General features: G+C 67.8%; 21 protein-coding genes. 7 read left to right on the top strand and 14 right to left on the bottom strand.

All coding sequences use genetic code 11. The annotated features are described in order from the left end of the window. Nucleotides 1-2: 2 nt before the first annotated feature. The 4 genes from U5771_RS09585 to U5771_RS09570 all read right to left on the bottom strand — a co-directional run bounded on the left by U5771_RS09585 (nt 3) and on the right by U5771_RS09570 (nt 5103). Nucleotides 3-2066, bottom strand: coding sequence for an NADH:flavin oxidoreductase (locus U5771_RS09585; RefSeq protein WP_124495125.1), 2064 nt, complete (start codon nt 2064-2066; stop codon nt 3-5). A gap of 74 nt (nt 2067-2140) precedes the next feature. After that, nucleotides 2141-2674, bottom strand: coding sequence for a DUF5943 domain-containing protein (locus U5771_RS09580; RefSeq protein ID WP_006488993.1), 534 nt, complete (start codon nt 2672-2674; stop codon nt 2141-2143). A gap of 139 nt (nt 2675-2813) precedes the next feature. Further along, on the bottom strand, nt 2814-3785 hold the full coding sequence (locus tag U5771_RS09575; protein ID WP_322023725.1) for a dipeptidase: 972 nt from the start codon (nt 3783-3785) through the stop codon (nt 2814-2816). Between the two features lie 43 nt (nt 3786-3828). Next, nucleotides 3829-5103 (bottom strand): serine hydroxymethyltransferase, encoded by a 1275-nt coding sequence (locus U5771_RS09570; protein WP_322023724.1) that lies wholly within the window; start codon nt 5101-5103, stop codon nt 3829-3831. Between the two features lie 9 nt (nt 5104-5112). Between U5771_RS09570 and U5771_RS09565 the strand changes: the two genes are divergently transcribed. Next, the gene (locus tag U5771_RS09565; RefSeq protein ID WP_322023723.1) at nt 5113-5532 is read left to right on the top strand and encodes a hypothetical protein; all 420 of its coding nucleotides are present in this window, start codon (nt 5113-5115) and stop codon (nt 5530-5532) included. Nucleotides 5533-5552: 20 nt separating this feature from the next. Next, nucleotides 5553-6578: a GlxA family transcriptional regulator gene (locus U5771_RS09560; RefSeq protein ID WP_322023722.1), complete on the top strand. Its 1026-nt coding sequence runs from the start codon at nt 5553-5555 to the stop codon at nt 6576-6578. Between the two features lie 54 nt (nt 6579-6632). Here the strand turns inward: U5771_RS09560 and U5771_RS09555 are convergent, their stop codons facing one another. After that, nucleotides 6633-8045: a discoidin domain-containing protein gene (locus U5771_RS09555; protein WP_322023721.1), complete on the bottom strand. Its 1413-nt coding sequence runs from the start codon at nt 8043-8045 to the stop codon at nt 6633-6635. Between the two features lie 283 nt (nt 8046-8328). Here U5771_RS09555 and U5771_RS09550 point away from each other — a divergent pair, with 283 nt between their 5' ends. The 3 genes from U5771_RS09550 to U5771_RS09540 all read left to right on the top strand — a co-directional run bounded on the left by U5771_RS09550 (nt 8329) and on the right by U5771_RS09540 (nt 11594). Then, nucleotides 8329-9750: a PLP-dependent aminotransferase family protein gene (locus U5771_RS09550; RefSeq protein ID WP_322023720.1), complete on the top strand. Its 1422-nt coding sequence runs from the start codon at nt 8329-8331 to the stop codon at nt 9748-9750. 8 nt (nt 9751-9758) lie between these two features. After that, nucleotides 9759-10589 (top strand): ATP-dependent serine protease, encoded by an 831-nt coding sequence (locus U5771_RS09545; protein WP_322023719.1) that lies wholly within the window; start codon nt 9759-9761, stop codon nt 10587-10589. A gap of 117 nt (nt 10590-10706) precedes the next feature. Continuing rightward, complete coding sequence (locus U5771_RS09540) at nt 10707-11594, top strand: DMT family transporter (RefSeq protein ID WP_322023718.1); 888 nt, start codon at nt 10707-10709, stop codon at nt 11592-11594. Here the strand turns inward: U5771_RS09540 and U5771_RS09535 are convergent. The 9 genes from U5771_RS09535 to U5771_RS09495 all read right to left on the bottom strand — a co-directional run bounded on the left by U5771_RS09535 (nt 11583) and on the right by U5771_RS09495 (nt 22542). After that, a complete protein-coding gene (locus tag U5771_RS09535) occupies nt 11583-12494 on the bottom strand; it encodes a LysR substrate-binding domain-containing protein (protein WP_322023717.1) in 912 nt (303 codons plus the stop codon). The genes U5771_RS09540 and U5771_RS09535 overlap by 12 nt on opposite strands. 170 nt (nt 12495-12664) lie before the next feature. Then, entirely contained in the window at nt 12665-13861 is a 1197-nt protein-coding gene (gene fdhA, locus U5771_RS09530; RefSeq protein WP_098551258.1) for a formaldehyde dehydrogenase, glutathione-independent, read from the bottom strand. 280 nt (nt 13862-14141) lie between these two features. Further along, a complete protein-coding gene (locus U5771_RS09525; protein WP_322023716.1) occupies nt 14142-15332 on the bottom strand; it encodes an efflux RND transporter periplasmic adaptor subunit in 1191 nt (396 codons plus the stop codon). Beyond that, nucleotides 15332-17152: an efflux transporter outer membrane subunit gene (locus U5771_RS09520; RefSeq protein WP_322023715.1), complete on the bottom strand. Its 1821-nt coding sequence runs from the start codon at nt 17150-17152 to the stop codon at nt 15332-15334. The genes U5771_RS09525 and U5771_RS09520 overlap by 1 nt, the downstream gene beginning before the upstream one ends. An 8-nt stretch (nt 17153-17160) precedes the next feature. Then, nucleotides 17161-18099: a glycosyltransferase family 2 protein gene (locus U5771_RS09515; protein WP_322023714.1), complete on the bottom strand. Its 939-nt coding sequence runs from the start codon at nt 18097-18099 to the stop codon at nt 17161-17163. A gap of 10 nt (nt 18100-18109) precedes the next feature. Further along, complete coding sequence (locus U5771_RS09510; RefSeq protein WP_322023713.1) at nt 18110-19696, bottom strand: DHA2 family efflux MFS transporter permease subunit; 1587 nt, start codon at nt 19694-19696, stop codon at nt 18110-18112. Next, nucleotides 19693-20976 carry a glycosyltransferase gene (locus tag U5771_RS09505; protein WP_322023712.1) on the bottom strand — a complete coding sequence of 428 codons (1284 nt, stop codon included), beginning with the start codon at nt 20974-20976 and terminating at the stop codon, nt 19693-19695. Before U5771_RS09505 ends, U5771_RS09510 begins: the two co-directional genes overlap by 4 nt. A 17-nt stretch (nt 20977-20993) precedes the next feature. Then, entirely contained in the window at nt 20994-21563 is a 570-nt protein-coding gene (locus tag U5771_RS09500; protein ID WP_322023711.1) for an isoprenylcysteine carboxylmethyltransferase family protein, read from the bottom strand. Nucleotides 21564-21639: 76 nt separating this feature from the next. After that, entirely contained in the window at nt 21640-22542 is a 903-nt protein-coding gene (locus tag U5771_RS09495) for an alpha/beta hydrolase (RefSeq protein ID WP_322023710.1), read from the bottom strand. A gap of 719 nt (nt 22543-23261) precedes the next feature. Between U5771_RS09495 and betI the strand changes: the two genes are divergently transcribed. Together betI and betB are read left to right on the top strand one after the other, a co-directional pair. Then, nucleotides 23262-23846: a transcriptional regulator BetI gene (gene betI, locus U5771_RS09490; protein ID WP_322023709.1), complete on the top strand. Its 585-nt coding sequence runs from the start codon at nt 23262-23264 to the stop codon at nt 23844-23846. Between the two features lie 32 nt (nt 23847-23878). Continuing rightward, nucleotides 23879-25348, top strand: a complete 1470-nt coding sequence (gene betB, locus U5771_RS09485) for a betaine-aldehyde dehydrogenase (protein ID WP_322023708.1) — start codon at nt 23879-23881, stop codon at nt 25346-25348. The last annotated feature ends 7 nt before the right edge of the window (nt 25349-25355 follow it).

Here is a 25355-nt window from a genome sequence, read left to right as displayed (position 1 = left end):
CTTTAGAAATCCTTGACGAGACGCAGCGAGTCGTAGATCGCACCGTGGACGTTGTGCATCGAGATGCAGTCACCGACACGGAACAGCAGGAAGCGGCCGTTGCCCAGTTCTTCCGACAGGCACGGCTGCGGCTCGGCCGCGAACAGCGTGTGCGGATCGATCTGGCCGCGGTTCACCGACTCCGGCTTGAGCTTCCAGTACAGCTCGTCGTTCGGCGACGAGCCGTTCTCGATCACCACCTGGTCGACCGCGCGCTCTTCCAGTTCTTCCGTGTATTCGTTGCGCAGCACGGCGATCTTCTTGCCGTCTTCCTCGTACACGCGATCGAGCATGGTGTTCGGTGTCGGGATCACGCCGAGCGCATACAGGCGGCGATAGAAGATCGGGAACGTCGTGCCGCCGCAATCGTCGGCCACCTTGACGTCGGGCGTCACCACCTCGACCTTCGAGCCGCGGCTCGCCATGAAGTCGGCCACGCCGGCGCCCGCATGGGTGCTCACGCCGTCGAACAGCAGCACGTTCTGCTTCGGCTCGACCTTGCCGGTCAGGATGTCCCACGAGCTGACGGCGAGGCCTTCGGCCACGCCCCAGGCCGGCACCTGCCACGTGAAGCTCGAACCGCCCGTGGCGAGCACGACGATGTCCGGCTTCTCGGCCATGATCATCTTCTCGTCGGCGGCGACGCCGAGGCGGCGATCGACGCCGAGGCGCTTGGTCTCCATGTCGAACCAGCGGATGATCCCCGACATCTGTTCGCGCTGCGGCGCCTTCGCGGCGATCATCACCTGGCCGCCCACTTCGGTGTTCTTCTCGAACAGCACCACGTCGTGGCCGCGCAGCTTCGCGACGCGCGCCGCCTCGAGGCCCGCCGGGCCGGCGCCCACCACCACCACCTTGCGCTTCGGGCCGCGCGACTTCTCGATGATGTGCGGCATCGTCGCTTCGCGCGACGTCGCGGCGTTCTGGATGCAGAGCACGTCGAGGCCGTTGTACTGGCGGTCGATGCAGTAGTTCGCGCCGACGCACTGCTTGATTTCGTCCTCGCGGCCGTCGCGGATCTTGATCACCATGTGCGGATCGGCGATCTGCGCGCGCGTCATGCCGACCAGGTCGATCATGCCGTTCGCGAGCAGGCGCTCGGCCTGGCCCGCATCGCGGATGCTCTGCGCGTGCATCACCGGAATCTTCACCACCGACTTGATGCCGGCCGCGAGGTGCACGAACGGCTCCGGCGGCAGCGCCATCGGCGGCATGCAGTTGGCGATCGTGTTGTGCGTGTCGCCGCCCGAGCCGACCACGCTCAGGTAGTCGATCAGGCCCGTCTCCGACATCGCCTGCGCGATTTCCTTCAGCGCTTCGTGATCGAGGCCGTCCTCGTGGAATTCGTCGCCGCACATCCGCAGGCCGACGCAGAAGTCCTTGCCGACCGCCTCGCGCACCGCCGTCAGCACCTCGATGCCGAAGCGCAGGCGGTTCTCGAGGCTGCCGCCCCATTCGTCGGTGCGATGGTTCGAACGCTTGCTCCAGAACTGGTCGATCAGGTGCTGGTGCGCGGCGGAGATTTCGATGCCGTCCATGCCGGCCGCCTTCACGCGCTTCGCGGCGGCCGCGAAGTCGCCGATGATGCGGCGGATTTCCTCGATCTCGATGATCTTCGCGTTACCGCGGTGCACCGGCTCGCGCACGCCCGACGGCGACATCAGGTGCGGCCAGTGTTCGCCGTGGAACGACGAGCGGCGGCCCATGTGCGTCGCCTGGATCATGATCTTCGCGCCGTGCTTGTGCATCGTGTCGGCGAGACGCGTGAGCGGGTCGATGATCTTGTCGTTCGACAGGTTCACCGACTTCCACCAGCCCTGCGGGCTGTCGATCGACACGGGGCTCGAGCCGCCGCAGATCGCGAGGCCGACGCCACCCTTCGCCTTCTCTTCGTAATAGCGGATGTAGCGGTCGCCCGGCAGGCCGCCCGGCTCGGCATACACCTCCGCGTGCGCGGTGCTGACGATCCGGTTGCGCAGCGTCAGCTGGTTCAGCTGCATGGGTTTGAACAGGTGGGGATAACGCATCGCAGGCGACCTCTGGCGTTCGAATGTCTCGTGTTGCGGGTGTTGTTGTGTTGCTGTGTCGTGAGGTCAGCGCGTCAGTGCGCGATCGGCGACACTTCGAAGACGCAATGGTCGTGGTGCTCGGCCGCACACTGCACTTCCTTCGATTGCGCGCGCGGCGCGCCCTTGCCTTCCGGCGTCGTGTCGTTGACCCAGTCCATCGCGCCGGCGAACCAGCCCGCGAACATGTAGCAGAGCTTGCCTTCCTTGCCCGGCTGCTGGAGCACGAACGACGAATGGCGCAGCTCGATCTTCGCGCGTGCGCTCGCCGGGTCGGCCTCGATGATCGAGAACAGGCCCCAGCCGCGTTGCGACAGGCGCTTCAGGTAGTGCTCGAACACCGCCATGCCGGTCAGACCGTGCAGCTTCGCTTCCTTGTCGCACCAGTGGTATGCGGACTTGTAGCCGGCCTTGTAGAGGATCTCGGCATACGCCTCGACGCCGAGCGCTTCCTCGACGGCGACGTGGTTGTTCGTGAAGAAGTGGCGCGGCACGTACAGCATCGGCAGCGCGTCGGTGGTCCAGACGCCGGTATCGGGATCGACGTTGATCGGCAGTTGCGGTTGCATCGTGGTGACTCCGTGAGGAAAATTGGCCGCGCGGCTCAGGCGCAGGCACGACATCGTCCGCGCGCCCGCGCGGCAAGCGCTGGCACGTCCCGATTTTTCTAGTGTTGAATCGCGGGTAGCGGTTCGGCTCGGCGGGTGCTTACGCGCCCCACACGTCCTTGAACACGCGCACCCAGTTTTCGCCCATGATCTTGCGGATGCGCGACTCCTTCCAGCCGTGACGTTCCATCGCCGCGGTCAGGTTCGGGAATTCGCCGATCGTGCGGATGCCGTCCGGGTTGATCACCTTGCCGAAGTTCGTCAGCTGGCGATAGCGGCCCTTGTCATGCGTCAGCATGTCGAAGAATTCCTTCGCGAAATCCTGCGTGAAGTCCGTGCCGATGCCGACCGCGTCTTCGCCGATCAGGTTCACGACGTAGTCGATCGCCTCGATGTAGTCGTCGATGTTCGCCTCGATCCCGCGCTTCAGGAACGGCGCGAACATCGTCACGCCGACGAAGCCGCCGGCGTCGGCGATTTCCTTCAGCTGCGCGTCGCTCTTGTTGCGCGGATGTTCCTTCAGGCCCGACGGCAGGCAGTGCGAGTAGCACACCGGCTTCTTCGAGAATGCGATCGCTTCCGACGACGTGTTGCCGCCCACATGCGACAGGTCGACCATGATGCCGACGCGGTTCATCTCGGTGATCACTTCGCGGCCGAAGTCCGACAGGCCGCCGTCACGCTCGTAGCAGCCGGTGCCGACCAGGTTCTGCGTGTTGTAGCAAAGCTGCACGACGCGCACGCCCATGTCGGCGAACGCCTCGATGTAGCCGAGGTTGTCCTCGAACGCATGCGCGTTCTGGAAGCCGAGGATGATCCCCGTCTTGCCTTCCTGCTTCGCGCGGAAGATGTCGTCGGTCGTGCGCACCAGCGTCAGCAACTCGCCGTTGTCGCGGATCTTCTTCTTCATCACGCCGATGTTGTCGACGGTCTTGGTGAAGTTCTCCCACACCGACACCGTGCAGTTCGCGGCGGTGATGCCGCCACGGCGCATGTCCTCGAACACCGGCTTCTCGAACTTCGAGATGTTGAGTCCGTCGATGATGATGCTGTCCTGATGCAGCGTGCTCATATCTGCCTCTCGCTCCAGTCTCTGCTTTTGTGGGGGTCGTCGATCAGTAAATCGGGAAGCGCTCGCAGAGCGCGAAAATCTCGCGGCGCACGCGCTGTTCGGTCGCGTGGTCGCCTTCCGGGTTCGCGCGCAGCGCGTCGAACACTTCGAGAATCAGACGGCCGACTTCGCGGAACTCCGCGACGCCGAAGCCGCGCGTCGTGCCGGCCGGCGTGCCGAGGCGGATGCCCGACGTGACGGTCGGCTTCTCGGTGTCGAACGGAATGCCGTTCTTGTTGCAGGTGATGCCCGCGCGTTCCAGCGCCTGTTCGACCGGTGCGCCCTTCAGGCCCTTCGGGCGCAGGTCGACCAGCAGCAGGTGGTTGTCGGTGCCGCCGGTGACGAGGTCCACGCCGCCCGCCTTCAGCACTTCGCCGAGCGCCTGCGCGTTCGCGAGCACGTTGTCGATGTAGGTCTTGAAGTCCGCGTGCAGCACTTCGCCGAACGCGACGGCCTTGCCCGCGATCACGTGCATCAGCGGGCCGCCCTGCAGGCCGGGGAACACGGCCGAGTTGATCTTCTTCGCGATCTCTTCGTCGTTGGTCAGCACGAAGCCGCCGCGCGGGCCGCGCAGCGTCTTGTGGGTGGTCGACGTGACGACGTGCGCATGCTCGACCGGGTTCGCATGGCGGCCGGCGGCGATCACGCCCGCGATGTGCGCCATGTCGACCATCAGCTTCGCGCCGACGCTGTCGGCGATCGCGCGGAAACGTGCGAAGTCCAGCGCGCGCGGGTAGGCCGAGAAGCCGGCGATGATCAGGCTCGGCTTGTGCTGCTGCGCGAGTTCCTCGACCTGGTCGTAGTCGATCCGCATCGTGTCGCGGTTCACGCCGTACTGCACCGCGTTGAACCACTTGCCCGACAGTGCCGGCTTCGCGCCGTGCGTCAGGTGGCCGCCGGCGTCCAGCGACATGCCGAGCACCGTGTCGCCCGGCTTCGCGAGCGCGAGCATCACCGAACCGTTCGCCTGCGCGCCCGAGTGCGGCTGCACGTTCGCGTAGCCGGCGTTGAAGATCTGCTTCACGCGCTCGATCGCCAGCGCCTCCACCTCGTCCGCGAATTCGCAGCCGCCGTAGTAACGCTTGCCCGGATAGCCTTCCGCATACTTGTTGGTCAGCACCGAACCCTGGGCCTCCAGCACCGCGCGCGACACGATGTTTTCCGACGCGATCAGCTCGACCTGCGACTGCTGGCGCTCGAGTTCCTTCAGGATGGCGCTGCGCACCGGCGCGTCGCGCTCGGCAAGGGGCTGCGAGAAGAAAGGCTGGGTGTTCGACATAGTGCGTCCGTGACGAAGAATAAAGGGCGTGAAACCGAAGCTCGAGGCCCGCCCTACCTGGGTTTCCAGCGCATCCAGTGCAAGGCTGCCGACGGCTCTATTCTTGTCGTTCGGATTTTCGGCGGATTGATGAATTTAGACGCGTTCTTTGCCTTTTCCGCCATGCACGTCCGTTTTGTACAAGTGACCGGTCGTGCTTTTTCGGATGACCAAGCAAACCGGCGTGTGCGGTTCACCTATGCACAGGCACTTCGCCGGTGCCTGTGCTGCGCATCCGGGGTGCAGCGCAGCCCGTTTACGGTGCAGTGCAGCATCCGCCTGACGCCCATACAACGTATGGAGCTAGGGTTTAGCCGTATGGCACGCTTGTTGCGCTCGCTCACACAATACGGCAGCCCGACCCGTGCCCCTCGGGCGAAAAGCTATTAGAGATTCAAGGAACGCTCCCCATGTCGCCCGACCGCACAGCGTCGCTTTCCCACTTCGCGTTCATGCCCTTGCCGAATTTCACGATGATCGCGTTCACGAATGCGATCGAGGTGCTTCGGATGGCGAACTACCTGAGCGGCCAGCCACTCTACCGCTGGTCGGTGATCAGCTCGGAAGGCGGCCCGGTCACGGCGAGCAACGGACTCACGGTCGACACGGGGCCGGCCGAGTGCGTGGGGCAACCGGATATCGTGTTCGTGTGCGGCGGCGTCGACGTGCAGCGCGCGACCACGCCCGCTCATCTGTCGACACTGCGCCGCTTCGCGCGCTTGGGGCTACCGCTCGGCAGCCTGTGCACGGGCACCTATGCCCTGGCGAAGTCGGGGCTGCTCGCGGGCTACGCGTGCGCGATTCACTGGGAAAACATGTCGGCGCTGAAGGAAGAGTTTCCGGACACGCGCTTCCTGAAGGAACTGTTCGTGGTCGACCGCGACCGCATCACGTGCACGGGCGGCGTCGCGCCGCTCGACATGATGCTGAACCTGATCGCCGCGCGCGTGGGCACCGCGCGCGTCACGCAGATCGCCGAGCAGTTCATCGTCGAACACGTGCGCGACACGAGCGCGCAACAGCGGATGCCGCTCGTCGCGCGGCTCGGCTCGGCGAACAAGTCGCTGTTCGAAGTGATCTCGCTGATGGAGAACAACATCGAGGAGCCGCTGTCGCGCGAGGAACTCGCGCGACTCGCGAACATGTCGCAGCGTCAGCTGCAGCGCCTGTTCCGCGAGCATCTCGGGATGACGCCCACGCACTATTACCTGACGCTGCGGCTGCGCCGCGCGCGCGAGCTGCTGCTGCAGACCGACATGTCGATCATGCACATCACGATGGCGTGCGGCTTCCAGTCGGCATGCCACTTCAGCAAGAGCTATCGCGACGCGTTCGGCGTCGCGCCGACGCGCGAGCGCCGCAAGCAGGTCGCACCGCTCGCGCAGGGCGCGACGGCTGCCGCGCCGGCGTTTCCGGCGCACGTGATTCATGCGTGATGCGCGCGTGGCGCAGTAAAAAAGCGGCCGTCGCGGCCGCTTTTTTATTGGTGCTTACGATCCCCACACCTGCATTTCGTCGAGCGAGTACCCCCACTGCGTCGCCCGCTTCGTGCCGAGCATCCGCACGTAGCGCCCCTGCGCGTTCAGGTTCGGCAGCGTGACGTGACCGTACGACACGCCGTTGTTCGTCGAGTAGACCGTCGTCCAGTTCGCGTTGTCGGTCGACGTCTGGATCTGGTACACGAGCGCGCCCGCGTCCCAGTAGAGATCGACGCTGCTGATCTTCTTCACCGCGCCGAGATCGACGGAGAGCCATTGCGGATCGACGCCCGCGCCTTCCGGCGAATCCCAGCGCGTGCTGGTCGTGTTGCCGTCGAACGCCTTGTCCGGCGTCAGCGACGCGTTGTAGCTCGCCGAGGCCGCGGCCGGACGTCCTTGCGACAATAGCGTCGGCTGCGCGGCGGCCGGGCCGCCGTAGTAGCTCGCGCCGAGCTTCGCGCGGGTCGAATCCGCGTTCACGCCGAACTGCGACAGGCTCCAGCGCTGACCGGTCGTCACATCGCCGACGTAGAGCTGGTAGCCGCCCGCCGTCGTCGACGAAAAGAACACGTAGTTCGTGCCGCTCACCGGCGCCGGGTCCGAGTTGTTGCTCATGCAATCGTTGATCGACAGCGCGTTCGGCGTCGATGCCGGATCCGCGGTCTTCGTATAGATCTGGTCGGCGCCGCCCGTGTCCTTCCAGCGCGCGTAGAACACCGTGCCGTCGCCGCGCACGACCGGATAGTAGGTCTGCAGACCGGCCGGATGATCGAACGTGGCGGTCGTACCGGTCGCGATCGTGCGCTTCATCAGCCCCATGTTCGAGCCGGTGCCCGTCGCGTAGTAGACGGCGCTCGCGTCCGGCGCGAGGAACGGCATCGAATATTCGGCGCCGGCCGGTGCGTTGGTGAGGCTCACGACCGACGTGAACACCGGGCCCGCGCTGGTGTACGACAGCGTGCCCTGCTTCACGTCGCCGTTCTGCTTGAACACGAGCGTCTTGCCGTCCGCGCTGAACTTCGGATCCTCGTTGCGCGTCGCACCCGTGCTGTTCGTCAGGTTGACGGGCGGCGTGCCGGCGCCGAGCTGCAGCATGAACACGTTCCATGCGCCGTTGCTGATGCCCATGAACGCGAGCCACTTGCCGTCGGGGCTGAACACGCCGTTCATCGGATCGGTGATGCCCCAGCTGCTCTTGCTCAGTTGCGTGAGCGTATGGGCGGAAAAGTCGTACAGGAACAGCTGGCTCGTGCCGTCGCCGTATTTGACGTAGCTGTGATAGACCAGCTTGCCGGTCAGTGCGGCAGGAAACGACGCGTTGGACTGCGCCGGGGGATTGTTGATGCAGGCCGCTGCGGCGGTGCCGCTGAACAGGTCGAGGGCGATGCCGGCCACGAGGCCGGCGACGAGGAACTTCGATTTCACGCTGGTTGCTTCCGGGTAAGGTAAGGAGGCTGCGGACAAGGTCCCGCGCACGGTGCGCGGGGGTCACGGTCGGCCATCGGGCAGCGTGAACGCCATAGCGATCACGCATCGGGAATGAGGATTGCGCAGCATGCCTGTTCGCTCGTCTGATGAAAAGGATCAGAGCGATTCGAAAACAACCGGATCAGCGACAGGCGAATCAGCGTTTGAGGGCGGGATTGAACGCGGCGGATGCCGTGCTACTCTTTTTTTCACGACGGCCGCGATCGGCCGGAGGGCAGGCATGAAGCGATATGCGGCGCTTGCACAGACGATTGCCGACGCGATCCGGCGTGGCGACCTCGGAGCCGGCGCGCGCATCCCGACCGTGCGCGCGGCGTGCCGCGCTTACCGTGTAAGTCCTTCCACCGTGTTTCGTGCGTACTACACGCTCGAAAGCGAGGGCCTGATCACCGCGCGTGCGCGCTCCGGATATTTCGTTGCGAACCTCGATGACAAACGTGTGCGCGCGAGTCACGACACGCCGCGCAAACCGGCCGCGACACAGACCGGCGGCGACGATGCGCTGCTCCGCTTGCTCGACTCGCTCAAGTGCGACGACATCGTGCCGCTGGGTTCCGCGTTCGCCAGCTATTCGCTGTTTCCGATGAGCAGCCTGTGGCGGTCTGCGGCGACGGCGGCCCGCAACATGGACCGCGCGAAACTGCTGGCCGGACTGCCGCCCGGCCACGAAGCGCTGCGCCGCCAGATCGCGCTGCGCTACCTGAACGCGGGCGCGTCATTGCCGCTGGAAGAGATCGTCATCACGACCGGCGCGGCCGAAGCGCTGACGCTGAGCCTGCAGGCGCTCACGCGCCCCGGCGACCTCGTCGCGATCGAACGCCCGGCCTACCACGCGGTACTGCAGGCCGTGCGGCGGCTGCATCTGAAGGCCATCGAAATTCCGGTGGATCCGCGCACCGGCCTCGATCTCGATGCGCTCGCCGACGCGCTCGACACGCATCCGGTGCGCGCCTGCTGGTTCATGACCTCGTTCCACAACCCGACCGGCGCGACGCTGCCCGACGAGCGCAAGCGCGCGCTGATCGACCTGCTCGCGTCGCACCGCGTGCCGCTGATCGAGGACGACGTGTTCGGCGAACTGCACTTCGGCCCGACGCCCACGCGGCCCGCGAAGCTGTACGACGAAAGCGGGCTGGTACTGCATTGCGGTTCGTTCTCGAAGTGCCTCGCCCCCGGTTTCCGGGTCGGCTGGGTCGCGGCAGGACGCTACGTGAAGCAGATCAGCCAGGTGAAGAACGCGAGCGCGCCGGCGGCCGACGTGCCCGCGCAGATGGCCGTATCCAGCTACTTGCGCAACGGCGCGTACGACCGCTTCCTGCGCAGGCTCCGCCGCAACCTGGCCGCGCACCAGGCGCAGATGCTGGCGGCCGTCCGCGCGTACTTCCCGCCCGACACGGAGGTGTATGCACCACGCGGCGGGTATTTCCTGTGGATCGAATTGCCGCCGCACGTGGATGCGATGCAGTTGTTCGGCGACGCGATGGAGAACGGCGTCAGCCTCGCGCCCGGGCCGATCTTTTCCATGACGGGCGCCTTTCACCGCTACGTCCGGCTGAACTACGGCCGGCCGTGGACCCCTGCCGTCGAGGACGCGATGCAGACCATCGGGACGCTCGCGGGGCGGCAGCGACAGACGAGGTAGCAACGATCATGCAAGTCCTGCCCAACCGGACAGTCCGCACGCGCGACACGCTGCGCGGCGCACTGAACCTGCGCGCCGAGCCGCGCGATGCCGTCCGCCAGCGTTGCCGGCACTGCGGCTTCATGGCATTGCGCGCCGCCGAGCAGTGCCCCGTCTGCGGATTGGGGGACCGGCCGTTCGCGCCGCTGCGCGAACCGCGCGACCGAAGCGAGCAAGACGACGATGTGCATCCCGCGCAGGCGGCGCCCCGGCACGACGCGCCACCCGTCCCGACGTGGTCGTCGCGCGTCGCCGCCGCGGTGCGCAGCGCGGCGGTCCGGCAGCCGCGCGCGTCGAGCGCGCCGCTGCTGAGCATCCTGACCCTCGTGCTGCTGGTCGGCGGCTATGTGACGTTCGACCGGACCTGCAGGGCCGACCCCGTCTGTCACGGCCAGGGTGCGCCGGGCCCGGCGGCGGCCGATGCCGGTCTGCATGCAGCCGACGCGCCGACGTTGCCGGTCGCGCCCGCCCCCGCCTATGCGTTTCATCCGGCCGACCGCGCGGCGGTCGACACCGCTCGGCTCGCCGACGCCGGCCAGCCGAGCGAAGCCGATCAACCGGACCTTGCCGGCACGAGCCGACACGCGACCGGACGCATGGCAACGACGCTCGCACGGCATGCACCGGCGGTGCGCGAGCCGGTACGCGCACGCGGCGGCATGCGCGTCGCCGACTGGAAAGGCGGTGCCGCCGCGCCGCGACGCGGGCACGCGATCCGCCGCGTGAGCCTGCATACGCGCCACGGTCGACGCGCGTTGGCGAGCGAGACCCAACTGGCGATGGTCTATCGCGGACACTGAGCGCCAGGCGCACCGCTTCAGTTTTCTAAACCGGCCCTCACGAAATCGGGTTTGCATCGCGACGGACGCGTGACGTTCAATGGGTGGCCTGACCCACCCACGGAACGGAGCCCGTCGATGAATGCACTGCAACTCGTCACCCTCGCTGCAATCTGGGGTGCGTCCTTTCTGTTCATGCGCATGGGCGCGCCGGAATTCGGCGCGATCCCGCTGATCGCGCTGCGCGTCGCGATCGCGGCCGTGCTGCTGTTGCCGGTGCTTCGCGGCGCGGACGCACGACGCGAATTCCGCACGCACGCGGTGCCGCTGTTCGTCGTCGGCGTCTTCAACTCGGCGCTGCCGTTTTGCCTGCTGACCTATGCGGCCTTGTACGTGTCGGCCGGCACCGATTCGATCCTGAACGCGACGACCCCGCTATGGACCGCGCTCGTCGCATACCTGTGGCTGCGCACGCCGCTGACGAAGCCGCAGACGCTCGGCCTCGCCGTGGGGTTCGCCGGCGTCGTCGTGCTCGCCGGGTCGGCGATCGGCGCCGGCACGCCCGGCGCGCCGCGCGCAATCGCGGCCGCGATGCTCGCGACACTGTCGTACGGGTTTGCCGCGCATTACTCGAAGCGCAAGCTGGCGAGCGTCCGGCCGTTCGTGTCGGCGTTCGGCAGCCAGTTGTTCGCGGCGATCGTGCTCGTGCCGCTTGCCGTGCCGATGTGGCCGCCAAGCCCGGTTCACGGGTCCGCCTGGATCGCCGTGATCCTGCTCGGCGCGATCTGCACGGCCGTCGCGTACCTGCTGTATTTCGGGCTGATCCGCAACGCCGGCGCGCAATACGCGGCGTCGGTCACGTTCCTGATCCCGATCTTCGGCGTGGTGTGGGGCGCGATCTTCCTGCACGAGACGATCACCGCACAAACGATCGCCGGGTGCGCGATCATCCTGTTCGGCACCGCGCTCGCGACCGGCAAGCTCAAGGGGTTCGCGACCGGCGCGGTGCGCGGATCACGCCAGTAGGTCGCGCGGGCAGTCGTCGCCGCCGATCTCGCGCGCGAGCCAGTCGCGGAACGCCGCGATCTTCCATTCGTCACGACGCGCGTCGCTGCAGACGACGTAATAGGACAGCTCGGTCGGCCAGGGCCGCGCGAGCACACGCACCAGCCGCCCGGCCGCGACTTCGTCGCGCGCGTAGATGTCGCGCACGAGCGCGATGCCCTGCCCGGCCACCGCCGCCTTGATCAGCAGCGCATCCTCGCTGAAGCTCGCGCCGCGCGGCGCACGCGCATCCTCGATGCCCTGCGCGCGCAGCCACAGCACCCAGTCGGCGCGGTCCGCGTCCTGCAGCAGCGGATACGACAGGCAGTCGGCCGGCGCGTCGATCGGGCGGGCCGGATCGAGCAGGTGCGGGCTGCAGACCGGCCACAGCTCGGGTGTCCAGATACGGAACGATGCGTGCCCCGGATAACGGCCCAACCCGTGCCGGATCGCGACGTCGACGTAGTCGCGCCGCAGGTCGACCAGTTGCGCACGGGTCTCGACGGTGATCTCGATTTCAGGGTATGCGGCGTTGAACGAGCCGAGGCGCTGCACGAGCCACGTGTTCGCGAAGGACGCGGTGGTCGTCACCGCGAGGCGCACGATGCGCCGGTTCGCGCCGTGCACGTTCTCCCACGCTGCCTCGATCTCGTTGAACCCGCCGGCGAGCTGGTCGAACAGCGCGCGGCCCGTGCCGGTCAGCTCGAGTTCGCGGCCGGTACGCTCGAACAGGCGCACGGCGAGGCGATCCTCGAGATTGCGGACATGCTGGCTCACCGCGCCGGGAGAGATGCAGAGCAGGTCGGCCGCCTGCTTCATGCTGCCGCATCGCGCCACTTCGACGAACGTGTGCAGCGCGGCGAGAGGGAGTGCTTTGGCCATCCGTGGGTCGCCGCCGGACGGCGGTAAAGGGTCGGGAACGGGCGATGATTATCGCAGCAATCACGGGCCGCAGCGATCGGGGTTCGCCAGCGCCCGCCGCGCACGGCCACAGCAAAAACGGGCGGCACCGTCTCCGGCGCCGCCCGTTTCATTTTCCGCCCGTTCGTGCGTCAGGCCGCCAGCAAACCGTGCGGGTCGATCACGAATTTGCGCGGCGCGCCGCCGTCGAACTTCTTGTAGCCTTCCGGCGCCTGGTCGAGCGAGATCACCTCGACGTTGACGATCTTCGCGATCGGCAGACGGTCGAACAGGATGGCCTGCATCAGGTTGCGGTTGTACTTGAGCACCGGCGTCTGGCCCGTGAAGAACGAATGCGACTTCGCCCAGCCGAGACCGAAGCGGATGCTCAGGCTGCCGTGCTGCGCGGCCTTGTCCTTCGCGCCCGGATCGTCCGTCACGTACAGGCCCGGAATGCCGATCGCGCCGGCCGGTCGCGTGATTTCCATCAGCGAGTTCAGCACCGTCGCGGGCGCTTCCTCGGAATGGCCCGACGAACCGTGGCCGTGCGCCTCGAAGCCGACGCAGTCGACCGCGCAGTCGATCTCCGGCACGCCGAGGATCTGCTCGATCTGCTCGCCGAGCGACGCGTCCTTCGACAGGTCGACCGTCTCGAAGCCCATCGCCCGCGCGTGCGCGAGGCGTTCCGCGTTCATGTCGCCGACGATCGTCACCGCCGCGCCGAGCAGGCGCGCCGATGCGGCCGCCGCCATCCCGACCGGGCCCGCGCCCGCGATGTAGACCGTCGAGCCCGGCTTCACGCCCGCGCTCACCGCGCCGTGATAACCGGTCGGCAGAATGTCGGACAGGCAGGTCAGGTCGCGGATCTTCGCCATTGCCTGGTCGCGATCCGGGAATTTCAGCAGGTTGAAGTCCGCGTACGGCACGAGCACGTACTCGGCCTGGCCGCCGATCCAGCCGCCCATGTCGACGTAGCCGTACGCGCCGCCGGCACGCGACGGGTTCACGTTCAGGCACACGCCCGTATGCGTGTCCTTGCACATCGCGCAGCGGCCGCACGCGACGTTGAACGGCACCGACACGAGATCGCCGAGCTTCAGCGTCTCGACGTCGCGGCCCACCTCGACCACTTCGCCCGTGATCTCGTGACCGAGCACGAGGCCCACCGGGGCGGTCGTGCGGCCGCGCACCATGTGCTGGTCGGAGCCGCAGATGTTCGTGCTCACCACTTTCAGGATCACGCCGTGGCCGATCGCGCGGCCGGTCGGATCGACCATCTTCGGATAATCGATCTTCTGAACTTCGACCTGGCCCGGCCCAAGATAGACGACACCTCGATTGCTGCTCATCGTATTGTCTCCATGTCTCGTTGGATGGCGCTGCGGCGCGCCGGGCGGATGCGGCGCACTCGCAACGTGCTGTTCGAGAGTAGTCCCGGAGGCGGGGGCACCGATGTCTCAAACGCGACATGCGTTTGATCGGTGCCGACATCGATGGCGGAAACACGAAAGTCGGGCCGGGAAGGCGGCGGGAATGCGGTCGGAAGGCGGGAAAGTGGCACCGCCGAACGCGCGGGCGCGGGGCCCGGCCGAGCGTCGCGATCGGCCCGCCCCGCCGGTCGGGCGCGCGTTACCCGCCCTGATTCTCGCGAACGATCGCCGCGGCGGCCGCTTCCGCGTCGCTCGCCACCCCGTCGTGCATGCGCGTGCTGACGGCGGGCGTCGGCGGCTCGCTGTCGAGCGCATGGCCGTCGCGGTTGCGCGTATCGACCGTCGCGCGCATCGACAGCCCGACCCGCAGCGGATGCGCGGCCAGGTCGCGGGGATCGATCGCGATCACGACCGGCACGCGCTGCACGACCTTGATCCAGTTGCCGGCCGCATTCTGCGACGGCAGCATCGAGAACGCGCTGCCGGTGCCGGCCGAGAAGCCCTGCACGCGGCCGCGATAGACGACACGCGACCCGTACAGGTCCGACACCACGTCGACCGGCTGGCCCACGCGCATGTGACGGATCTGCCCTTCCTTGAAATTCGCCTCGATCCACAGCCGGTTGAGCTGCACGATCGACATCAGCGGCACGCCGGGCCCGACCTGCTGGCCGGCCTGCACCGACCGCTGGCCGATCGTGCCGTCGACCGGCGCGACGATCATCGTGCGCTTCAGGTTCCGGTAAGCGAGCTTGAACTGCGCGGCGGCCTGCACGACGGCCGGACTCTCGTCGACCGGCAGCTTGCTGCCGAGCGCCCGCGCCGCGTCGAGCTGCGCCTGCGCGGCCGCGAGGTTCGCCTGCGCGCCGGCGACCGCCGCGCGGGCGCGTGCCAGCTCCTCCGGCGCGACGATCTCGACCGAGGCACCCGAACGCGCGACGAGCGCGCGCTGCGCGAGCGACAGGTCGGCCTGGCGTGCGTTCACGGCTGCCACGTACATCGTGTTCGAGATCTTCGCGTTCGCGACCTGCCGCACGGCCTGCACGAGCTGCGCCTTCGCCTGCGCGAACGCGACGGACGCTTCCGTGTCGTCGAGCCGCACGAGCGTCTGTCCGGCGCGCACGGCCTGCGTATCGGCGACCAGCACGTCGGTCACGGCGCCCGGGATCTGCGCGGCGACCTGCACGATGCTGCCCGCGACGTACGCGTCGTCGGTGTCCTCGTAATAGCGGTCGCGCAACAGCCAGAACGCGATCCAGACGAGCGCGGCCAGCAGCACGACCGCGAAGAACAGCGTGAAGCGCTTGCGGCGCGTCGCCCGGCGCGCGTCGAGTGCGGGGTCGTTCAGGGCGGCCGGCTGCGCGGCGGTATGAAGGTTGTCGTGGTGCATCAGTCGCTTTGCGTAACGATCAGGCGGTCATGCTGGAACAGGGGGATCGCGGTCGCGCGCGCATCGGTGGCGATCGTCGGTACCGCGCTGCGCGCACCGACGTTCACGCCTGTGGTGCCGGCAGACGCACCGCGCGGCGTCACGATCGGTGCAGGCGGGTCGATCCGCGCGGCACGCGGCGCGTTACCGTTACCTGACGCGGCCGCGCGATGCGCTTCCGTACCGGTGTCCGGCGCGTTGCCGCGGGCCGCGGCGTTCGCCGTCGCGCCACGCTTCGTCCGCGTGCCTTGCGCGGCGCGCGCGGCAGGCGCCGATGACGAAGCGGATGCCATCGTTGCGCTCGCATCGAACCCGCCGCCGAGCGCGCCGACCAGCCCGACGCGCAGCGTCCGCTGCCGCCCGAGCAACGCGATCAGCTGCGCGCGCTCGTCGATCAGCGTCAAGTCCGCGACATCGACGTCCTTCTGCATCAGCACGCCGCGCCGATGGCGGTCGGCCGCGATCTGCACGATCTTCTGCGCGGCGGCGACGGCGTCCTGCTGCTGCATGACGAGCGTCTGCGCGGTCTGCAACGACGTGACGAGCTGCGCGACCTGACCGAGCGCGTCGTCGACGGTCTTGTTGTACAGCCCGATCGCGACGTCGGCCTGCGCGACGTCCGCGCCGAGCTTCGCCTTCAACCGGCCGCGGTCGAACACCGGCAGCGAGATCGCCGGGCCGACGGAGCCGGCGAGCGCGTCGCGCGAGAACAGCGACGCGGGCGTCAGCGCGAACACGCCGCCGAGCGCGACGAGGTTCACGTCCGGATAGAACTGCGCGCGCGTCGAATCGGCATTCGCGAACGCGGCTTCGACGCGCAATCGCGCGGCGACGATGTCGGGCCGGCGGCCGAGCAGATCGGCCGGCAGCCGGGCGGGCAACGCGCCGCCGGGGAACGCGCCGACGCGCGGCCGCTGCAGCGCGAGCCCGCGCTCGGGGCCCCGTCCGGACAGCACGCCGAGCTGCAATTGTGCGAGCTTGATCTGCTCGTCGTTCAGTGCGATCTGTTCGAGCAGCCGGCTGCGCTTGATCGACGCGTCGCTCGCGTCGTATGCGTTGTCGAGGCCGCGCGCGGTGCGCTCGCGCAGCACGGCCGTCACGCGCTGGCTGATCTTCAGCTTCTGCTGCAGCAGGTCGCGCGCCGCGTACGCCTGGTCGAGCTGGCAATACACGGTGACGATCGCGACCGCGAGCGTGAGCCGCACCTGCTCGGCCTCGACACCCGCCGCGTCGCGCAGCGACATCAGGCTCTTCGTCGCCGCGCGGTTCTTGCCCCACAGGTCGAGCTGATAGTTCAGCCCGACGAACACCGACGACGGCGACACGACCGGATCGCCGAAAATCTCGACCGGCACGCGATAACCACCGGCCGTCACGTCGGCGATGTCGCCCGGCTTCGGCATCCGCGCGCGGCTGACCGTCGCGCCGGCCGTGCCGGTCAAGCCGGTCAGCGAATCGAATTGGCGCAGCTGTGCCTGCGCGATCCGCAGCCGCGCCTGCGCGACCTGCAGATCCGGATTGTTGCGCGACGCCTCCGCGACCAGATCGTCGAGCTGCGGATCCTGCAGTTGCTTCACCCAGTCGGGCGCGGGCCACGCGCCGTCCGCACCGGGCCCCGCGGTATGCGCGAGCGCGTCGCCCGCCGGCGCGCGCAGCGACAGCGACGGCAGGAACCCCGACGGCACGCAGCCGCCCAGCGCCAGCAGCGCGGCCGCCGCGAGGATCGTCCAGCCGCGTCGCCCGCCGCTCGCCGGTCGCGCCGCTTTCGTGATGCGTTCCATCGCCGCCCTCATCCCTGCTGCACGCGCTGCGCGCGGGCAGCCAGACGCGGCCGCGTGCGCTCGAGCGGACCGAGCCGGCCGAACAGGCCGTCCGCGATGCCGAACAGGATGCCGGCGAGCTTGTCGCGCTTGTCACGCTCGACGAGCGCGATCTGCACGACCTGCCACACGGTCAGCAGGTTCGGCACGATCGCCACCGGAAAGCGCAACCCGTACTGCATCCCGAGCTGCACCGCATTGCGTGCGCTGTAGTAGCGCCGTTGCCACGAGTGATTCATCGACGTCATTTCGAATGGACCGAACGCGTGACGCTGCTTCGCGCCGATCCGGTGCGGCAGCACCAGCGACGGCACGACGTAGAGCGGCACGTTGCGCGCGAGCGCGCGGAAGCTGTACTCGGTGTCGACGTGATCGATGAACAGCGTCTCGTCGAAGCGGCCGAGCACGTCGAACGCGGCGCGCGACACGACGCAGCCCGACGAGATCAGGAACGCGCAGCGCTGCGGCGGCGCGTCGGGCACGAGACGCAGCCGGCGCAACGCGATCCCGTTGGTCGCGAGCTCGGGCAGGAAGCTGCGCGCATTCTCGTCGAAGATGCGCGGGCCGGCGAGAAACGCGCGCCCGGCGAGCCCTGCACACGCATCGCGCATCGTCGCGAAATAGCCGGCCGGCACCGACGAATCCTGATCGAACAGCGCGACCGCATCGACGTTGTCGCGAAACAGCGCCGCGAGCCCCGCGTTGTATGCGCCCGCGATTCCGCCGCGATTGCCGTGATGCAGCAGCGCGATGCCGTCGCGCGCGCACATGTCGCTTGCCCGCGCATCGGGCTGCGGCGTGTTGTCGACGACGAGCAGCGCATCGCACGCGTGCCGCCACGCGCCGAGCGCCGCGAGCTGCGCGTCGGTCGGGTGATACAGGATCACGAGTGCGCCGAGTGTCGTCATGCCGCTCTCCTCAATGTCCGAACGAAGCCGCCGCGCCGCGCTTCGGCCGCGTCAGCCACATCATCGCGGCGAGCCCGAGGCAGGTCATGCTCGCCATCCAGAACATGTCGCCCGTCGCCATCATGTATGCCTGCTGCATCACGACCTGGTGCAGCGTGGACAGCTCGCGCACGCCGTCCACGCCCATCGCGTTCAGCGTGTGCACGAAGCGCTGCGTGTTGGCCGACGCATGCGTGACCGATTGCGACACGACGTCGTAGTGATAGGTCGCGCGGTTGTCCCACAGCGTCACGCTCATCGCGGTGCCGAATGCGGCGGACAGCGTGCGCAGGAAGTTCGACAGGCTCGACGCGGCCGCGAGCCGGTCGTCCGGAATGCGCGACAGCGTCGCGGCCGTCAGCGGAATGAAGAAGCACGGCAGCCCGATTCCCTGGATCAGCCCGGGCGCGGCGATCTGCGCGAACGTCATCTTCAGCGTGAAATGCGCGTCCCAGGCGAGCACGGCCGCGAACACGAGGAAGCCGAACGTCGCGAGCACGCGTGCATCGAAGCGATGCGCGTGCAGGCCGACGAGGATCGAGAACACCAGCGCGAGCACCCCGAGCGACGCGGTGGCGAGCCCCGCGTGGAACGCGTTGTAGCCCATCACCGCCTGCATCCACAACGGGAACACGACGCCCACCACCGAGAAGCTCATCATCCCGAGCGAGATGATCAGCACGCAGAACGAGAATGTGCGATCGCGAAACAGGCTCAGGTCGACGACCGGATGCGCCTCGCCCGCCTCCCAGATCAGCAGCGACACGATCGCGAGCCCCGCGACCACCGCCAGCGTGACGATCAGCGGCGAATCGAACCAGCCCTTGTCGTGGCCGAGATCGAGCATCGCCTGCAGCGAGCCGACGCCGATCACGAGCAGCACGATGCCCGGCACGTCGATCGGGCCGGCCGCGCCGCGCTGCGCATCGGGGCGCAGCATCGCGGTGCAGACCGCGAACGAGAACAGCCCGATCGGCAAGTTGATCAGGAAGATCCACGGCCACGAGAAGCTGTCGACGATCCAGCCGCCGACCACCGGCCCGAAGATCGGCGCGAGCAGCACCGTCATCGCCCACAGCGCAAGCGCGACCGTGCGCTTGTCCGGCGGGAACGTGCGCAGCAGGATCGTCTGCGACAGCGGCACCATCGGCCCCGAGCACAGCCCCTGCAGCGCGCGGCAGACCACCAGCACGTGCAGGTCGCGCGCGAGCCCGCACAGCAGCGACGTCAGCGTGAACAGCAGCACCGCGCCGACGAACAGCCGCAGTTCGCCGACGCGCCGCGCGAGCCAGCCGGTCAGCGGCACCGCGATCGCGGCCGCGACCGAATACGAGCTGATCACCCACGTGCCTTGGCTGTTCGAGACGCCGAGACTGCCGGAGATCGCCGGCACCGCGACGTTGGTCACGGTCGAGTCGAGCACTTCGATGAAGGTCGCGAGCGACAGCGCGAACGTCAGCAGCGCGAGCCGCGCGCCGCGCACCGGCGGCGCGGCGGGGGCGGGCTCGCGCGCATCGAGGGCGGCCGGCGTGTCCTGAAGCGGCGACGCCGTGCTCATGTGCCCACCGTCGCGGCGTCGGCCGGCATGACGTCCCGGCCGTGGTTCGGCGCGAAGCGCTCGATGAAATCGGCGGCCGTCTCGCAACCGTCCGGCGCCGCCTGTACCCGCGCACGGGTGCGTGCCGCACGCACCGCGAAATCGGGTTCGCCGAGCACGCGCGCGAGGGCCGCACCGAGACGCGCGCCGTCGACGGGGCCGTCGACCCGCACGCCGCAGCCGCTCGTCGCGACGCGCTGCGCATTGTCGAACTGGTCGTGCGCGAACGGCGTCACGACCTGCGGAATTCCGGCTTCGAACGCGAGCGCCGCGGTGCCGATCCCGCCGTGATGCACGAGCGCGCGGCAACGCGGCAGCAGCGTGCGCATCGGCACGAAGCGGCGCACCCGCAGCCGGTCGCCGTCCGTTGCCGCATCGTGCGGGCCCAGCAGGATCCCGCGTGCGCCGGTCGCGCGCAGCGCATCCGCGACCGCGCGCGCATACGCGGCGTGATCGACCCGCGTCGACCCGGCGGTGAAGACCACGGGCGGCTCGCCGGCCGCGAGAAACGCGTCGAGCGCGGGATCGTCGTCAGGTGCCGCGATGTCGTTGAAGAGCGGAAAGCCGCTTTGCAGAAAATGCGTCGGCCAGTCGCGCTGCGCGGGTGCGAACCAGTCGGGAAACAGGCACAGCACGCCGTCGGTCGAATGCAGCCAGCGGCCGAGCACGCGCCGCGCGGGCGCGAGCCCGAGATCGCGGCGCACCGCATTGAGCGCCGGCCCGCACACGCGGTCGAGCACCTGCCGCTCGATCAGCGTCATCAGCGCCGCCTTCACCGGCAGCGGCCAGCGCGCGGGAATCGTCAGGCGCGGATGCGTCGGCGGCACGTGCGCGGACAACAGCGTCGACGGCGACACCTGCACCGACACGTATGGCGTGCCGTGCAGCTCCTGCATGAAGCGCGCGGAAAACGCCCACAGCGTACCCACCAGCACCGTGTCGCGATCGGTCAGCGCGCGCAGCGCGTCGTAGTGCGGACGCAGCACGGGTGCGATCACCTGCCACAGCGTGCGAAACGACGTGCGCGGATCCCACAGCGCCGGGTTCGCCATCGCGGCCTCGTACTCGGCCGCGGTGCCGACCGGCACGAACCCGAAGCCGCAGCGGCGCGCGGCCGCCTCGAACGGCGGATGCGTGCAGAACACGACGTCGTGGCCGCGCATCGCGAGCGCACGCGCGACGCCGAGCAGCGGATGCACATCGCCGGCCGAGCCGATCGCGGTCACGATCACCTTCGCCATCGCGCGCCTCGCGGGGATCAGTAGAAGCCGGGGATCAGCGCCGCGACCTCGCGGCGGTACTGCGCATACGCCGGGCCGAAATGGCCGGTCAGCCAGCTCTCCTCGACGCGCACCTTGTACGCGAGCGACGCGAACACGAGCGCGACGCCGAGCGCGCCGCGCCATTCGCCGCCGATCAGCGCGGCGCCGACCAGCGCGATCAGGCAGCCGGTGTAGATCGGATGACGCACGAGGCCGTACGGGCCGGTGCGAACGAGTTCGTGGTTTTCCTTCAGCGTGACGGACACGCTCCAGTTCGTGCCGAGATGCAGCCGCGCCCATACGGAAAACAGCAGCCCCGCGACGAGCACCGCGAGCCCGCATTGGGCCGGCAGGCCGAAGCGCTGCCAGTCGGGCACGAGCGCCTGCCACGACGGATCGGGCAGGATGATCAGCGCGCCGCCGACGATCAACGGAATCGACTGCAGCGTGCGCGAGCGCGACGCCTCCTTGCGCACGGTCGTCTTCACGGCCTGCGACGTCGCGATCCAGTAGGCGAGCCATACGGCCCACGGAACGACGATGGCGATGGTCTGAACGATATTCACGGCTGGCCTGCCTCGTGTGGATGAGAATTCGGATGTGCCCGGTGTGCCCGGTGTGCCCGGTGCGCGGCGTGCCGCGTCACGACGACAGGGCCGGCATCGGCGCGGACACGCACGCGTGCGCGGCGCCGCGCGCGATGCCCGCGGCAACGGACGGCGCGTCGCAGAAGAAGTCGAGCAGCGCCGCCCGCGTGGTCTCGCGCTGCGCACGGCCTTCGATGTCGAGGAAATGGCCGGCGTCGGGAATCGTCGCGAAGCGCGCGCGCGGCACGTGCGCGGCCAGCTGGCGGACATCGGCCGGCGTCGTGTACTCGTCGCGCTCGCCGTTCAGGAACAGCAGTTCGCAGCCGATGTTCGAGAACTCGCTCAGGTAGCGCTCCGGCTGCAGCGACAGGATCTGGTCGACGTGGAACGCGACCTGGTCCTGCTCGTCGCGCGGCAGGCGCGTCAGATACCGGTAGTTGTACAGCTTCATGATGCGCGGCAGGTAGCGGCCGACCGTATCGTTCAGCAGTTGCGCGGCTTTCAGGTTCTCGCCGGCCGCGATGTGGTCGCGGGCGCGCGTCACGTAGTCGACCATCGCGTCGTTCAGGAACGGCGAAAACGAGCAGATCGCCGCGCGCCGCACGCTCGGGCAGCCGCGCGCGAGCGCGAACAGCGACGCCACGCCGCCCCACGACACCGACACGAGAAACGCGGGCGCGAAGCGCTCGACCAGATGCTGGAGGATCGCGGCCTCGTCGTCCTTGGTCAGGATGAAGCAGCCGGGGTTGTGCTGGCGCGACTGCCCCGCATACGGCAAGTCGAAGCAGATCGTGTTCATCCGCTCGCCGAGATACTGGACGGTCTGTCCGAACGAGGCGGTCGTCGCGAGCGCGCCGTTGACGAGCATCGCCGTGTCGAACGACGGATCGAACACGTTCCGTTCGACGTAGACCTTCAGACCATTCGGTAGCGGGACCACGTGTTTTTCGGTCGGCATCGTCGTTCTCCGGTGGATGCGGCGTCTCGGCGTCGCGGCATGCTGCAGGTGCGCAATGGCGGGCGCCGGACGTGTCGCGGCCGTTGGCCGCGCCCATTGCCGACGCACCGCGGGAAATACCCGCGGCGCCGATTCATTCCTTGTGGTGCGGCGCCATACTAATACGGTAGGTATTACTTGCTCAAGTCATTCCAACGATCCCCTCTACTCCATCTGGAAATACGCCCGATTCAAATTTTTTTGGCATTTTTTATGGTAAGCGGAATCGAATGAAAGGCGACCGCAATCGTTTGCGCGCGAGTCTCGGATCAGCGAAGAAATACAATATTTTCCTTTAAATTCAATATGATAAAAAGATTCAGTCGACCGATTTAAACGTATTTCCGGAAATTACCGAGGCCGGCGCCCGACATTCGAATTCCCGGATTTTCAAGAATGTCACATAGCTCGACATTCTTTCGTCGTGTAATAAATCGAATCGGGAAACTTTCGCGACCATTGCGTCGCCTTTATCGAAATCGTTTTAAACAAACTTAAAATTATTTAACCTCCTTTCAATTCCATTTTCCGCACCTGCACAATCTCAGCCGCAACATCGGTTGCGGTCCACGGCATCTCCATTTACCGTCGGACCCCTGTTTTTTGTTGATTGAACGATCAATAAAAAACCGCTAAGCTCTCGACTTCCAGGAACGGCCCGTCCGGGCGAAGGAGTCGCGATGCCGAAAGTCGGAATGCGGGAGATTCGTCGCGCACAGTTGATCGACGCGACGCTGCGCTCGATCGACGAAGCCGGCCTGCCCGGCACGACGCTCGCATCGGTCGCGCAGCGCGCGAAGATCTCGACGGGCATCGTCAGCCACTACTTCGGCGACAAGGACGGCCTGCTCGAAGCCACGATGCGGCACGTGCTGCGCGATCTGTGGACGGCCACCACGCGCCGCCGCGTCGCGGCACGCAAGGACCCGCGTTCCCGGCTGCGCGCGATCGTCGCCGCGAACTTCGACGACACGCAGGTCAGCGCGCCGGTGATGAAGACCTGGCTCGCGTTCTGGTCGCAGAGCATGCACGACGCGATGCTCAAGCGCCTGCAGCACGTCAACACGCGGCGCCTCCATTCGAACCTGTGCGCGGAATTCGCCAAGGCGCTGCCGCGCGCGAAAGCACGGGAAGCCGCCAGCGGCCTGGCCGCGCTGATCGACGGCCTGTGGCTGCGCGGCGCACTCGCCGGCGGCCCGATCGACACCCGGGCTGCAACGAAGCTCGCCCACGATTACATCGACCTGCTGCTCGCGTCCGATTGACGCGTCACGCAGTCGCCCTCAAGGAGATCCTCATGTCCGTATACGGTTTGCAGCGCCTCTACATCGGCGGCGGTTACGTCGACGCCACCAGCGGCAAGACTTTCGACACCTTCGATCCCGCCACCGGCGAACTGCTCGCGCAGGTGCAGCAGGCGAGCGCGGCCGACGTCGACCGCGCGGTCGCATCGGCGCGGGAAGGCCAGCGCGAATGGGCCGCGATGACCGCGATGCAGCGCTCGCGCATCCTCCGGCGCGCGGTCGACCTGCTGCGCGAACGCAACGACGAGCTCGCGGCGATCGAGACGCGCGACACCGGCAAGCCGATCGGCGAGACGCTCGCGGTCGACATCGTCACCGGCGCGGACGTGATCGAGTACTACGCGGGCCTCGCGACCGCGATCGAAGGGCTGCAGGTGCCGCTGCGCGCCGAGTCGTTCGTCTATACGCGCCGCGAGCCGCTCGGCGTGTGCGCGGGCATCGGCGCATGGAACTACCCGATCCAGATCGCCTGCTGGAAGACGGCACCCGCACTCGCGGCCGGCAACGCGATGGTGTTCAAGCCGAGCGAAGTCACGCCGCTCACCGCGCTGAAGCTCGCGGAAATCTATACGGAAGCCGGCGTGCCGGCCGGCGTGTTCAACGTCGTGCAGGGCGACGGCTCGGTCGGGGCGCTGCTGACGGGCCATCCGGACATCGCGAAGGTATCGTTCACGGGCGGCGTCGAAACCGGCAAGAAGGTGATGTCGCTGGCCGGCGCATCGTCGCTGAAGGAAGTGACGATGGAGCTCGGCGGCAAGTCGCCGCTGATCGTGTTCGAGGATGCCGACCTCGACCGCGCCGCCGACATCGCGGTCACCGCCAACTTCTTCAGCTCGGGCCAGGTCTGCACCAACGGCACGCGCGTGTTCGTGCACCGCTCGGTCAAGGACGCGTTCACGCAGCGCGTGCTCGAACGCGTGAAGCGGATTCGCGTCGGCAAGCCGACCGATGCCGACACCAACTTCGGCCCGCTCGTGTCGGCCGCGCAGCTCGACAAGGTGCTCGGCTTCATCGACAGCGGCAAGGCCGAAGGCGCGAAGCTGCTCGCGGGCGGCACGCGCCTGACCGACGGCCACTTCGGCAACGGCCAGTACGTCGCGCCGACCGTGTTCGGCGACTGCCGCGACGACATGAAGATCGTTCGCGAGGAGATTTTCGGACCGGTGATGAGCATCCTCGATTTCGAATCGGAGGACGAAGTGATCGCCCGCGCGAACGACACGCACTACGGCCTCGCGGCCGGGGTCGTCACCGAGAACCTGTCGCGCGCGCACCGCACGATCCACCGCCTCGAAGCCGGCATCTGCTGGATCAACACGTGGGGCGAATCGCCGGCCGAGATGCCGGTTGGCGGATACAAGCAATCCGGTGTCGGACGCGAGAACGGCATCACGACGCTCGAACACTACACTCGAATCAAGTCGGTACAGGTCGAGCTCGGCCGCTACAACCCGGTGTTTTGAGAACGAT

It is taken from the genome of Burkholderia sp. BCC1977 (assembly GCF_905339595.1).
Taxonomy (GTDB): Bacteria; Pseudomonadota; Gammaproteobacteria; order Burkholderiales; family Burkholderiaceae; genus Burkholderia.
This window is presented reverse-complemented; position numbering and strand designations above follow the sequence as displayed.